This is a genomic window from Rhodospirillaceae bacterium (assembly GCA_016722635.1).
Classification (GTDB): domain Bacteria; phylum Pseudomonadota; class Alphaproteobacteria; order JAEUKQ01; family JAEUKQ01; genus JAEUKQ01.
Genome location: JADKIX010000010.1, coordinates 311,210 through 324,959 on the forward strand (window position 1 = coordinate 311,210; position 13,750 = coordinate 324,959).

At 44.9% G+C, this 13,750-nt stretch carries 13 protein-coding genes and 1 other RNA gene; 2 read left to right on the forward strand and 12 right to left on the reverse strand.

Translation table 11 applies throughout. From position 1 onward, the window contains the following. The 12 genes from murG to rnpB form a co-directional block, all read right to left on the reverse strand. Positions 1–1,128, reverse strand: coding sequence for an undecaprenyldiphospho-muramoylpentapeptide beta-N-acetylglucosaminyltransferase (murG, locus tag IPP67_05785; protein ID MBL0338678.1), 1,128 nt, complete (start codon positions 1,126–1,128; stop codon positions 1–3). Then, entirely contained in the window at positions 1,125–2,285 is a 1,161-nt protein-coding gene (locus IPP67_05790) for a cell division protein FtsW (GenBank protein ID MBL0338679.1), read from the reverse strand. Before IPP67_05790 ends, murG begins: the two co-directional genes overlap by 4 nt. A gap of 1 nt (position 2,286) precedes the next feature. Next, entirely contained in the window at positions 2,287–3,675 is a 1,389-nt protein-coding gene (locus IPP67_05795; protein MBL0338680.1) for a UDP-N-acetylmuramoyl-L-alanine--D-glutamate ligase, read from the reverse strand. Positions 3,676–3,677: 2 nt separating this feature from the next. After that, positions 3,678–4,766: a phospho-N-acetylmuramoyl-pentapeptide-transferase gene (locus IPP67_05800; protein MBL0338681.1), complete on the reverse strand. Its 1,089-nt coding sequence runs from the start codon at positions 4,764–4,766 to the stop codon at positions 3,678–3,680. Continuing rightward, positions 4,756–5,538, reverse strand: coding sequence for a hypothetical protein (locus tag IPP67_05805; GenBank protein ID MBL0338682.1), 783 nt, complete (start codon positions 5,536–5,538; stop codon positions 4,756–4,758). The genes IPP67_05800 and IPP67_05805 overlap by 11 nt, the downstream gene beginning before the upstream one ends. A 113-nt stretch (positions 5,539–5,651) precedes the next feature. After that, positions 5,652–6,170 carry a hypothetical protein gene (locus IPP67_05810; protein ID MBL0338683.1) on the reverse strand — a complete coding sequence of 173 codons (519 nt, stop codon included), beginning with the start codon at positions 6,168–6,170 and terminating at the stop codon, positions 5,652–5,654. A 7-nt stretch (positions 6,171–6,177) separates the two neighbouring features. Then, entirely contained in the window at positions 6,178–7,629 is a 1,452-nt protein-coding gene (locus tag IPP67_05815) for a UDP-N-acetylmuramoyl-L-alanyl-D-glutamate--2,6-diaminopimelate ligase (protein MBL0338684.1), read from the reverse strand. Between the two features lie 6 nt (positions 7,630–7,635). Beyond that, positions 7,636–9,363: a penicillin-binding protein 2 gene (locus tag IPP67_05820; GenBank protein MBL0338685.1), complete on the reverse strand. Its 1,728-nt coding sequence runs from the start codon at positions 9,361–9,363 to the stop codon at positions 7,636–7,638. Positions 9,364–9,420: 57 nt separating this feature from the next. Continuing rightward, positions 9,421–9,864: a hypothetical protein gene (locus IPP67_05825; protein MBL0338686.1), complete on the reverse strand. Its 444-nt coding sequence runs from the start codon at positions 9,862–9,864 to the stop codon at positions 9,421–9,423. A 3-nt stretch (positions 9,865–9,867) separates the two neighbouring features. Continuing rightward, positions 9,868–10,827, reverse strand: a complete 960-nt coding sequence (gene rsmH, locus IPP67_05830) for a 16S rRNA (cytosine(1402)-N(4))-methyltransferase RsmH (protein MBL0338687.1) — start codon at positions 10,825–10,827, stop codon at positions 9,868–9,870. 1 nt (position 10,828) lies between these two features. Further along, positions 10,829–11,287 carry a division/cell wall cluster transcriptional repressor MraZ gene (locus tag IPP67_05835; protein ID MBL0338688.1) on the reverse strand — a complete coding sequence of 153 codons (459 nt, stop codon included), beginning with the start codon at positions 11,285–11,287 and terminating at the stop codon, positions 10,829–10,831. 429 nt (positions 11,288–11,716) lie between these two features. Further along, positions 11,717–12,087, reverse strand: an RNA gene (rnpB, locus tag IPP67_05840) — RNase P RNA component class A. A gap of 117 nt (positions 12,088–12,204) precedes the next feature. Between rnpB and IPP67_05845 the strand changes: the two genes are divergently transcribed. Both IPP67_05845 and IPP67_05850 read left to right on the forward strand, forming a co-directional pair. Then, positions 12,205–12,858, forward strand: a complete 654-nt coding sequence (locus tag IPP67_05845; GenBank protein ID MBL0338689.1) for a hypothetical protein — start codon at positions 12,205–12,207, stop codon at positions 12,856–12,858. Between the two features lie 123 nt (positions 12,859–12,981). Then, on the forward strand, positions 12,982–13,674 hold the full coding sequence (locus IPP67_05850) for an N-acetylmuramoyl-L-alanine amidase (protein MBL0338690.1): 693 nt from the start codon (positions 12,982–12,984) through the stop codon (positions 13,672–13,674). The last annotated feature ends 76 nt before the right edge of the window (positions 13,675–13,750 follow it).

Here is a 13,750-nt window from a genome sequence, read left to right on the forward strand (position 1 = left end):
TTATTCTTCATGGGGTTGATTGCTAATCAGGGATAGAACGGCATTGGCCAGATAATGAACGGCTTGATCATTTGCCAAGGTTCGGGCACGTTCAGCCCTTGAAGATAATTCGTCCGGGTTTTCCATTAATTCTTGTAATTTTTTAGCCAGTGCTTCGGGGCTAGCTTTAATCATTGACTCTGTCATCATCCAACCTGCTTTATTATCCACGAGTATTTGAGCATTGGCTTCCTGGTGGTTATCTGCCGCCGATGGTAAAGGGATAAGGAGGGCAGGGCGGCCAACCAGACACAATTCCGCAATGGTTGAGGCGCCTGCTCGGCTGATGAGTAATTGACATGTTGCCAACCGCGAAGGGACATCTTGGAAGAATTTTCCAAGATTTGCCTTGATGCCAATGGTTTCATAGAAATTTTGGACATTTTCCAGGTCTTCGCTGCGGCATTGTTGAGTGATGATCAATGATTGCCGCAACCGCAAAGGTAAAAGGGCGATTGCCGGTGGAATAAAGCGCGAGAAACTTTGCGCCCCCTGGCTTCCTCCCAGGATGAGTAAATGAAAAGCTTGGGCTGGTTGCGGCTTGATATAGGGATGACGGGCCGCCTGAATAATTTCGGTGCGGACAGGATTACCACTCACATGCATTTTGGACATGTAATCGGCAGGTAAATTAGTAATTTGAGGCAATCCTAAACAAATGATATTGGCACCGGCCAGCAAATGCCGGTTGGCTCGACCGAAGACAGCATTTTGTTCATGAAGGACGGTCGGGATTCCTAAACTTTGGGCAGCTCGCATGGTGGGGAAAGAAGCATATCCCCCGAACCCTACCACCACAGCTGGTTGCAGAAACCGCAGCAATTTTTTAGCTTGCCGCAAGCCCTTAAAAACTTTCCATAAATTGCTTATTTTTTTAAAAATACCGATGCCCACAACACCGGCCGAATCAATAAAATGCCAGTCTTCCTTATCTTCAGGTTGCCGGAATGGGATAGCCCGTTTGTCCGAGATAAAAGCCACCTGATAGTGACGGTTCTTAAGCTCCGCGGCCAAAACTTTTGCTGGGAATAAATGGCCGCCGGTGCCGCCAGCCGCCATAATAATTAAATTTTTCTGTGGTTTTTTCATGGCAATCCTTCAATTTGTCCTGGGCGTTGGCGGGTGAGGGATAAAAACATGCCCATTGCCATTGATACAGCTAGCATGGATGAACCACCATAACTGATAAAAGGTAAGGTCATGCCCTTAGTTGGGATCAAATTGATGGCAGAGGCAATATTAATCATGGCTTGTAGGGTGAAAGACAGAAGGATGCCGGAGGTGGCTAACAGAATAAAAAGTGAGGATTCACGCAACAAGCGGGACATGCCGCGCAGGAAAATAAAACAATAAATCCCCACCACGAAAACGCAAATAATCAACCCTAATTCCTCACCGATGACAGCAAAAACGAAATCACTATGGGCATCTGGAATATTTTTCTTAACTGTTCCTTCCCCCGGCCCCTTGCCATATAAACCACCATGGGCAAAAGCCGCAAGCGATTGATTGATCTGAAAATTATCGCCACTTTCAGGATTAAGGAAACGGTCAACCCGTGCGGCGACATGGGGCAAGAAAGTGTAAGCTGCCAGTAATCCAACAACCCCCCCAACCAAAACAATAAGAATCCAGAACCGATGTAATCCTGCAAAGAACAGTTGGGAAAACCATGTTAGGGAAACAACGAAAGCCATCCCTAAATCTGGTTGCCGGATCAGTAGGGCAATAATCAATCCATATAATAAAAAGGAGCCACCCCAAGAAGATAAAAAATCTTTCCAATTTTTTAGCCGGGATGGTTGGCGTGACAATAACCAGGCGGCCACCAGGGCAAAAGCAGGTTTGATAAATTCGGACGGTTGCAAGGAAAAACCTGCAAGCCTGATCCAGCGTCTAGCCCCTTTAATTTCGCTGCCAATCAAGGGGGTCAGCCCTGCTAAAAAGATCATGCCGATTAAAATAATGCAGGATAACCAAAATAACTGCCGCAGCGTCATCAATGAAAAAAACAATAAAATGATCACTGCTGCTGGGATCATTATTAAATGGTGCCTGGCGAGATAAAAAGTATCCAAACCAATCCGTCCACCGGTTGCGCCACTAATCGACAAACTCATAAAACCGCCGATCAATAAAAGCGTGAAAATGGCCACCATGGTCCAGCGGTCAACCGTCCACCACCAAATGTTTAAAACACTGCGGTCCGTACGGTTAAAGATTTTGCTGCCTGATACGTGATCCATATCATTCCTTCTGGGATAATTTACGAACAATTTGTTTAAAAGTGTCGCCGCGATGTTCAAAATCACGAAATTGGTCAAAAGACGCGCAAGCAGGGGAAAGCAAAACTACCCCATCTTTTTTTTGCTCTTGCCAGGCCATATCGGCAGCTTGGTGGATAGCAACCTCAAGGGTGCCGCACTGGCTGTAGGGAATGTGATGTTGCTTCAAATAGTTGGCAAAATTATCTTGAGCTTCGCCAATTATAAACGCTTGTCGTACCCGGTTTAATAAAGATTCCAGTCCTTGTAAACCGCCTTCTTTCGCCTTGCCCCCGATAATCCAATAAATATGTTGATAGCAAGCCAAAGCCTTGCCCGCAGCATCCGCATTGGTAGCTTTGCTATCATTGATAAAGCGGATATTGCGGATAGTGCTGATTAATTCTTGACGGTGGGCCAAACCCGGATAGTTTTTAAAACCATGAACAATTTGTTTTTTATCCAAGCCAACCGCCCGGCAGGCAGCATAGGCTGCGGCTGCATTCTGGGCATTGTGTGATCCGGGTAAAGCCGGGGCCTGCGCCATATCGAAAATAGGATGGGTGCTTCCTGAAATATCGTCAATAAGGCAGCCATTTTTAACATATACTCCCCCCTTGATTGCCTCGACGCCTGAAATAGGGATTACTTGCTGTTGACCTTGTTTTTTCAATGAGGGATAAATTTGATCGCGCCCGTAAGCGTCATCCACCCCAATGATTGCTGTTTGCGAAGCCTGTTGCCGCAAGAAAATATGTTGTTTAATTCTGACGTAATCGTTCATTGTGCCGTGGCGGTCTAAGTGATCGGGGGTAATATTTAACAATACTGCCACATCAAAAGAGAAGGTTTGCATTAATTCTAGTTGGAACGACGACAATTCTAAAACATAAACGCCTTTGTCATTCATAGGTTTCAGGTCAAGAACGGGGGTGCCAATATTTCCACCAACTTCTGCAGATATTCCAGCATTTTTTAAAATATGCCCGATCAAATGCGTGGTGGTTGACTTGCCGTTTGTACCCGTAATGCCGATACGTTTAGTTGTTGGTTGCATCCGCAGCAACAGTTCGATATCACAAAAGATGGGGATATTAGCTTTTTTCATAGCGGCCGCAACCGGGTGAATGATCGGTAAGCCGGTTGGGATACCAGGACTGATAACCAAAGCTGCCATTTGTTTGGGATCAACCAATAACAAATCTACGGGTGTTAAGGAAAATGAGTCAAGCTGCTGGCGTTTTGCAAGGGAATCATCCCATGCCCAAACTTTTGCGCTACCCTGCAGCAGGGCGCGCACGGTGCTAAGCCCTGATCTTGCGAGGCCTAAAACGCCGATAGTTTGATTGGTAAAACAGGTGACCCCGATCATCATTACCTCAATTTAAGGGTTGATAAACCGATCAAGGCCAAAATGGAGGCGATAATCCAAAAACGGATGACAATGGTCGCCTCTGCCCATCCCTTCTTTTCGAAATGGTGGTGCAGGGGTGCCATTCGAAAGATTCTTTTCCCGGTTAATTTAAAGGATAGCACTTGCATAATCACTGATACGGTTTCGATCACGAAAAGACCGCCAACGATGGCTAATACAATTTCATGTTTGGTGATGACGCTAATTGTCCCCAAGACACCACCCATCGATAACGAGCCGGTATCGCCCATAAAAACCATGGCAGGCGGAGCATTAAACCATAAAAAACCTAAACTGGCACCTACCAAAGCCCCCCCAATGATTGCTAGTTCCCCGCTACCAGGGACATAAGGTATTTGTAAATAGGTGGAAAAATCGACTCGACCGACCAAATAAGCGATCAAGGCAAAACACCCAGCCGCTAGCATGGTGGGGACAATGGCCAACCCGTCCAGACCATCTGTTAAATTAACGGCATTGGAGGCGCCGACCATCACAAAAACGGACATCGGTATAATAAAAAGCCCTAAATTAAAAGCAAAATCCCTAAAAAAAGGCAACGCAAATTGCCCGCCAATATTTTCAGGGGAAAGCCACCAGATAGCAAGTGAGGCAATGGCTGCAACTATTAATTGGCCTAAAAATTTATAACGGCTGCGTAAGCCTTTGCTGTTGCGTTTGGTCAGTTTAAGGAAATCATCAACAAAACCAATCCCGCCAAAGGCCAGGGCTACAAATAAAACCACCCACACAAAACCATTGGTGAGATCAGCCCATAAGAGGGTACTAACGATCAGAGATAGTAAAATCAATACTCCCCCCATGGTAGGCGTACCTTTTTTCGTCAATAAATGGCTGGCAGGTCCATCTGTTCGAATGGGTTGGCCTTCTTTTTGTTTAGATTTCAACCAGCGGATAATGCGGGGGCCTAAAATAAAGCTAATACATAAGGCCGTGAGAATGGCTCCAAAGCTACGAAAAGTAATATAACGGAAAACGTTAAAAACAATGGAGTCTTGCGCCAAAGGACTTAACAAATTATACAGCATGGTAGTTTTTCCCGGATTCAATAAGCTTATTCACAATTATTTTCATACGACTGCCAAGGGAACCTTTGATGAGGATGACATCGCCATCTTCTATATAAGATAATAAATGATCGGCAAGAAGCGTACTGTTTTCATAATGTTGTGCCCGTATTTCTTTGGGCAAAGCCTGATGTAAGTTTTCCATCCAGGACCCACAAGTGAACACAAGGCCAATTTTATTGCTCAGAATGCTTTGATGAAGCGCCGCATGCAGCATGGCAGATTGATCCCCCAGTTCCAACATGTCCCCCAAAACGGCAATCCGGCGACCAGGGGTTTGGGTATATGAATGCTGTAAAACATTAAATGCCGCCTTCATAGAAGCCGGATTGGCATTATAACTATCATCAATAAGAATGATTCTTTTATTGATTGCCAGCGTAATATGCAATTTTTGGCCGCGTCCCGTCGGGGGGATAAATTTTTGTAATCCTTGGATTATTTTTTGATCCGTGATTCCTAAAGCTGCTGCTGTCCCAAAAACAGCTAAACTGTTCACTGCCCAATGATCGCCAGTTACCGGTAAAATATAAGAAACAGGTCGCCCAAAATAATCCATATCAATTTCTAGGGCGGAGGGTAGGTATTGAATTTTTTTTAACCGTATATCAGCGCCGGTTTTTTGGCCAAAGCTGATGACATGTTTGATAGAGTTTTTTTGGGCATGGAGAAAAAGACGCTTATACTCCGAGTTATCATAAGGCAGGATGGCGATTGACCGGCCCTGTTTCATCCCCTGAAAAATTTCCGCCTTAGCATCGGCAATGGCTGAGATATTGGCAAAAAAAGCTAAATGAGCCTCAGCAATTGTGGTAATAAGGGCAATATCGGGGCGAACCTGTTTCGTTAATTGATCAATTTCCCCGCGTGGTTCATCCCCATTTCAAAAACCGCAAATTTTGCGGCCGGGGGCAATTGCGCTAAACTAAAAGGCACTCCCCAATGGTTGTTATAACTGGCCTGACTGACATGGGTTTGGCCATTTTCTGATAACACTAGCCGCAACATTTCCTTGGTGCTGGTTTTGCCAACACTTCCGGTAACGCCGACCACAGTTGCTTGTGAGCGATTGCGGGCTGCATCTCCAAGTTTGATTAAAGCTTGTAAGGTGTCGGCTACATACATCACGGGCACAGCAGGATTGTCAATCGATTGCTGACTTAAGATGGCGCCCGCACCGGCGGCGATGGCCTGGGGAATAAATTGATGCCCATCTTGCACGAGACCCTGTAAAGCAATAAAAAGTTCGCCGGGTTTAAGGGTACGGCTATCAATTGATAAACCGGTTACCGACCAGTCGGTGGTAAGCGATTGCCCATTCGTTGCCTTTGCTATATCTTTTCCTGACCAAAGTTTTTTTTGCATGATGTTTTTATGGGGCTTGCGGGTTTAAATAGTGTCTAGCCACTTCACAATCGTCAAAAGGCAGGATTTCTTTTCCAACAATTTGACCTGTTTCATGGCCCTTGCCAGCAATCAATAAGACATCGCCAGCTTGCAGATGCTGAATGGCCTGTTGGATAGCTTGCGCCCGATCTGGAATTTCAAGGGCTTGCGGGCAAGCAGTGATAATTTGCCTGCGAATCTCAACGGCGTTTTCTGTGCGGGGATTGTCATCGGTGACGATCACGCTGTCTGCTAGCTCATGGGCAATTTTGCCCATAATCGGCCGTTTTGTCCTGTCACGATCCCCACCGCAGCCAAATAAGACCACAAGTCTTCTTTTAGTGAGCGGCCGCAATGTTTCTAGGACACGCTTCAGGGCGTCAGGCGTATGGGCATAATCAACAAAGACCGGGGCATTATATTGATTTGTACCTACAGATTCGAGTCGCCCATGAACTGGTTTTAGGGTTGATATACATTCCAAGATTTTATGAAGATGGGGATATTTTGCCAAGACCATGCCAACCGCACATAAGATATTGTAGATTTGAAATTCACCTGCGATAGATGTCAAAAACTTTTGCTTATCCTGGCCTTGGATATCAAGGGTAACCAGTTGACCATTATTTGTTTGGCGGATATCGGTGATTTTCAAGTACCTAGCTTTACGACCATAATCAACTAGTTTTAGATGGCGTTGGGTGCAAATTTCCTGAAGGGCTAGGTATTCCGGGACATCAGCATTGATGACCGCCAGGCTGCCGGGCGGTAATAAATGGGTAAATAGGCGAAATTTCGCTTGCCGGTAATTCTCCATGGATTGGTGGTAATCCAAATGGTCAATGGTCAAGTTGGTAAACCCACCCGCCGCCAGTTCAATGTGATCGAGGCGAAGTTGATCAAGACCGTGGCTTGAGGCTTCCAAGGCAACTGCTTGAATTTTTTCCTGGGCCAGTCTCATGAGATGGCAATGAAGCTCTTCGGCAGGCGGGGTAGTATGGGATCCGGTTTTTTGGTATGAGGGGCTTATAATCCCTAAGGTGCCGATGCTTGCTGCCCGCAAGCCAAGTGCTGTCCATATTTGCCTTGTAAAATCAACCGTCGAGGTTTTGCCGTTTGTTCCTGTTACCGCAACAATTAAGGAGGGTTGGGGTGAATAGAATTTTGCAGCCAATTGCGATAATAACAGGCGAGGTTGTTCAACAACAATAACCGGTATCTGTAGGGCGGCAGACATATTGGTGATGACTGCAATGGCTCCTCGCCGTTGGGCTTCTTGGACATATTGGATGCCATTGTGTTGAGTGCCATCCAACGCCACAAATAAATACCCTGATTTTACATGACGGGAGTCAGCAGTGATGCCTAAAACTTCTATATCAGGCCATTGATTATCACGGTAGGGAAGAACGGATGCAAGAAGGGAATCGAGCCGCATTTCTCATCATTCTCCTGCCAAACTAGTTTTAATAAATATATTGTTTTGAACGAAAACAGCTGGCATATCACTAACCGGCAAAACATCAAGCAGGGGTGCTAAGCGCTTAATAATCCTGCCCGAAACCGGTGCAGCGACCCAACCACCCGTTGCAAATCCATGTGATGTTGCGTTGGGTTTGGGTTCATCAACCATCACTAAAAGTAAATATCGCGGTTCATAAACAGGAAAAATACTAATAAAAGAGGCTAAACGGGAATCTTTTTTGTAAGCGCCAGCGATTTGTTTTTCGGCAGTCCCTGTTTTGCCCCCCACAAAATATCCCCCTAAATCTGCTTTTTTGCCAGTTCCTGATTCTACCACTAACCGCATGATTTGCCTAAGCTGTTGAGAGGTTTGTATTTTAATGACTTCCCTATTGGCAACAACATCGTGAGGGGAACGGGCCACAAGGGTTGCCGGATGAAACTTACCATCATTCACAATAGCACTGACGCCGACGGCCAAGTGCAAGGGAGTTACCGCAATACCATGGCCGTAAGCAATGGTCATGGCGCTAATGTCCCGCCAAACCTTTGGGTAAAGGGGGTGAGCAAGTTCAGGTAATTCCAAAGATACCGAATCTAATAGGCCAATTTTTTCAAAAAATTCCTGCTGCTTTTTGCTGCCGATAACCATGGCCATCCGAGCTGATGCAATGTTAGAGGAAAGCATCATGATTTCAGGCACTGTTAACATACGGTTAACCCGCTCATAATCATGAATAACAAAGCCACCAACTTTAATAGGAATTCGGGGGTCAAATTGGTCGGTGATTTTGACCAACCCACTATCTAACGCCAAGGCGGTATTAAAAATTTTGAACGTGGAACCCATTTCATAAACGCCCAAAGTGTTACGGTTGAATAATTCTTCTGGAGAAGCGGCACTTGGGTTATTTGGGTCAAAATCCGGTAAAGAAACCATGGCCAATACTTCACCGGTGCGAACATCTAAAACTAGTCCCATTCCGCCAATAGCCGAAAAATCTTTAATGGCAGTTGATAATTCTTGCTTTACAATATGTTGAATGCGGATATCAATTGATAACCTTAAAGGCTCACCGGTTTCCGTTAGCTGGCTATCGAAAGACCGCTCAATGCCACTTAAACCTTTATTGTCAACGTCGGTAAAACCAACCACATGGGCAACTAAAGATCCTAAAGGATATCCCCGTCGTTCCTCTTGAACAAATTGCAGTCCAGGAATTCCCAATCTCCAGATGACTTGACTTTGGGCAGGGGACAAATTCCGTTTAACCCATACAAAACTACGGTCACTGACAAAACGATTGAGTAATTGATCATAATTGAGATCAGGAAAAACTTTTACCAATTTAGCGGCAGCTTCCGCCCTGTCTAACATTTCTCGAGGGTTGGCATACAGGGAGTAAGTCGGCAAACTGGTTGCCAAGATCACCCCATTGCGATCAACAATATCAGCTCTTTTGACAATGGCCAAATTGGTATTTATGAAAGATTGGGTCGTTCTGGGAGAGGTTGAGCTGTTCCATAAGCTGACATCAATTAACCGCAGAAAAATTGCCATTAACCCCAAAATTAAAAATGAACCAGCGATAACCAGCCGATTTTGTGCCCTGTCCAAATTAGATTGTGTTAGATTCTGGCTTTCGGAAGGATGATACGGTTGATACCTTGGGTCAGCTAGTTTGCTGAACTTCCATGAACGTTCCATTTGCCATTTTAGGGGGGGTGCATCTTTAGCAAATTTTTCCATTTGTCTACAATGTCATTACCTTGTTCTTGGAGGGGATTGCTGCAGTGATATAGCCTGCATGTAAGGATTTTGGGTGGCAACAGTAACAAAATTTGATAAATTGCCGCTATTGCTTAAATTATTCCGGTTATTTGCTAAGCCTGAGGAAACTGGCGTTGAATTCAAAGACGCCAACGTCTGGCTTAAAATGGTGTCTAAATTTCTGATACTGCCCAATTGTGTGGGTACTATCGGTGCAAGCTTTAAATATTGTTCGGATAGACGGCTGAGGCGAGCAGGTTCAGTCAGGTGGACCCATTCTGCTTTCAACAAATGGATGTTTTGACGGTCTTGAATAATTTGCCGTTTCGTTTGTTCTAAATAAGCCTCTTGCTGTATCACTTCATATTTAATGTGGAACAAAAATATTCCTGCCCCAACAATTAAAGCTGACCATAATACATTACTTAATCGGATCATGGGTTATTCCTCCGTTATTGATGCTACGTTGGTTCGTTCAGCAAGGCGTAATTTTGCCGAACGGGCCCGTCTGTTGAAATTCATTTCCTCAAGGGAAGGGGTGACAGCATCCCGCCTAACCAGGCGAAAAGTTGATGGGGATGCTACTTCATTAGTCACTGGTAAATATCTTGATTGGTTGCTTGGAGGCGCGCTGCGGGAACGCAAAAAATTTTTCACCCGGCGATCTTCTAAGGAATGGAACGACACAACCGCTAGCCTGCCTCCTTCTTTGAGCAAACGTTCTGCAGCCTCTAGGCCCATTTCTAATTCGGCCAATTCATTATTGGTAGCAATCCGTAAGGCTTGAAAAGTGCGGGTTGCGGGATCAATTTTTTTGGTGGCAACCGTGTTGCTAACCTCTTGAGCGATTTTTGCTAATTGGATCGTCCGCAAGATAGGGTTATTGCTACGGGAATAAACAATTGCGCGGGCAATACGTCGTGCGCTGGGCTCCTCACCTAATTCAAAAAACAGGTCAGACAATTGCTTTTCGCTCCAGTTATTGATGATGTCTGCGGCCGATATCCCATTCATGCTCATGCGCATATCCAAGGGTCCGTCCAAGCGGAAGGAAAATCCACGCTTCGGATCGTCCAATTGCCGTGAGGATACCCCTAAATCTAAGGCAATTCCGTCAACTTTCCGAATGTTGCAGGCCAAAAGCAATTGATCCATTTGGCTGAACAGACCTTGGACAAATTCAAATCGCCCCGGATATTGTTGGCTTAATTCTTGTGCCCTGCTAATAACTTGGGGATCACGGTCAATTCCCACTACCTTACAGTTAACCCGGGATAGAAAAGCCGCACTATAGCCGCCATTACCAAAGGTTGTATCTACATACACCCCTCCGTCATGTAAATTTAAACCTTCCACGACTTCTTCTAAAAGAACAGGATGGTGGGTGAAATCAGCGTGCATATTATTCATGACCCGGATTGGGGGTTAAGGTGCGACCCTTTTCGAGTGCCCGGCGGCGAGCTTCTGTCTTATAGCTTTCAAGCGCTGCTGGTTGCCATATTTCAAAAACTTGGCCACGACCCACAAAAGCGGCATTCTCTTCAATATTGGCATGGGATAATAAAGATTCGGGCAAAATTACCCGTCCTTCACTATCGAAAGCCAATTGTTTAGAATCAGCAAAAAGGGTGGCGGTTAAATCGTCATGAGCATCAGAAAACAAATCCACCCGCCCAACTTGCTGGCTGAGTTTTTCCATCCAGTCAATACCTGCACAAATAATTGCCTGATGTTTAAAGGATGGTAACGCGACAATTCCCTGAAAGCTCATCATGGCCAAGGCACTACGATAAGGCGCAGGAATAGAAATGCGGCCTTTTTTATCGATTTTGTTGATGAATGTATCGAGAAAGAGTGCCATTGCACCATAACCTTTGTCGCAAACAGGTTCAAAACAGCAAAAATAATTTAAGGAGCAAAACAAATTTTAAAATAAATGTATTGTCTTATTTTGGGATATCATGGGATATTATGGGAGTCAATGGGAATATTTGGCAATGTATGGGAATAAGCCATAAAAATCAATATCTTAATGAAAGGCAGGGATTCTCAGAGATAGTTTTATGATAAGTCTCATAATGTTCTATATAAATTTATTATATGTATTTTGTTTGTTCTAAAATAAAAAAATAGCTGTGGTTAAGTTGCAACAGCCAGTGGGTTGGCCAGGAATTTTAGTAACCAAAATCAGGAATAAGGAAGCTATTACTACTTTAGGAAATGGTCATTGTTATAGTCGTACCAAGGCTACTTGCTTTTAGCATTTGACGGATCGACAAGGTATTATCAATGAACCAGATAGTCTATAAGCCGGGTTCTGTCTGCGCAATATCGCAGGGCAGCCATTCATCTGGGATAAATGTTACCATTTACCTCACGCGACCTACCCGGGCAACGGTGCGAGTAAACACCCAACCTTACGGTTTGTTGCCCCTACTTGGTCTTGCTCCTGATGGGGTTTTCCCTGCCATACCCATTACTGGCTATGCGGTGCGCTCTTACCGCACCTTTTCACCCTTACCGGCAAGCCGGTGGTATATTTTCTGTGGCACTTTCCCTAGGGTTACCCCCGCCGGGCGTTACCCGGCATCACTCACTCGTAGAGCCCGGACTTTCCTCCATCAACCTATAACGGTCAACAGCGGCTGCCCGACTATCTGGTATATTAATGTAGGGTGGTGAAGAAGCATGGTCAAGTTCTATTGTTTTAATATAGCTTTATGCTATTATACCTTACAACTTAACAAATAAAATAATAAAATTGCTAAGGAAACAAATATGTTGATGAATTCAAAATTCTTTGTTGAAAGCTCTACGCTGATCAGCCGGGCTTATGCCAAAAAATTACAAAAGGAATTGGCCATCTCGCAGGCGGTTGAGGCCGACACGCTGGAGGCCAATCCAGAAAAGAAATTTTTTGCCTATATGTTGCGCGGTATAACGGACGAATTTTTCCGCGGTTCCAAACATAAAAAATTATTTACCGTTGTGGCAACCATCAAAGAACCGCGGGTCATCCAGGTTGAAATTCCTATTTCTAAAATACCCGAAGGGGGTGCTTATGGCGGGATTCTTTATTACTCCACCCTTATTCCCATACCGCTTCAGGGCGAGATATCGTTTAATGGGGTTAGATTTTCTGCCTTAACCGATGGTCCAGATACCACCCTAGCCAAACGTATAAATGCGAATTCAGCTTTACTGAATATGGCCAATTCTTTTGCCCGAACTGCGGGTAAAGTCGCGGGTTATTCCTTATCTGCCCCGCGTTATTTCCAAATGATACCGCAAGAGGGAGGCTGTTTGTTAAAAGTTGCTACCTTTCCCATCATCACCATGTTCGGCTTTAGTTGTTCGTTGCGGGCACAAGAATTTGTTACATTAACCGGTGCCATTGAAAAAACCTTACAAGGGCCAGTTAGCGCTTCCTGATCGGAAAATACGACAATATAGCTATAGATGAACAGATTAGGAGGTTTAAGGATGTCTCTTCCTGCATATATCTCTTATCCGTCTCCTAATTATAATAACCGGCCAGTTAACCAATCCGTTGACATGGTGGTTATCCATTATACGGGTATGATCACGGGTAAATCCGCGCTTCAGCGTTTATGTGATCCGTCTTCAAAAGTGAGTGCCCATTATTTGATTGAAGAAAATGGCGATATATACCAATTGGTGGCGGAGGAGAAAAGGGCTTGGCATGCTGGTGTCAGTTATTGGATGGGACAATCGAATTTGAATGATTGTTCAATCGGCATTGAATTGGTCAATCCCGGCCATGAACATGGCTATCGGCCATTTCCATTAGCACAGATGCAATCCTTAGTACTAGTCATTCGCCATCTGCAGCAACATTATCCCATTCCGGCCCGGCGGATAGTGGGGCATTCTGATATTGCCCCAACCCGGAAAATTGACCCAGGTGAGTTATTTGATTGGCAATGGCTGGCGAAGCAGGGGATTGGCGTATGGCCACAACCGCAAGTATTTTCCCTGTCACCGAAAGCAAATGCTTTCTATCCTTCCTTAGTGGGTGAGGGGTTGCAGCGGGTGGGGTATGAAATAAAATCAGCAAGTGCTGAAGATTTATCCGTGGTGGTCATGGCCTTTCAAAGGCATTTCCGCCCCCGCCAGGTTGATGGGAAAATTGACTTGGAAACCATGGAAATACTGAATGGGTTGTTAATGAGCCTTGGGGAGAAATCTTTGCCCGAGATTCAAATGGAATTAAAGGGTTATAGGTGAAATCCTGCGCATATCATCTACAATTTAGGCAAGGCTTGGGGCTGCCAATCGCCAATTTTTTGCTAGGAGTTTGGAT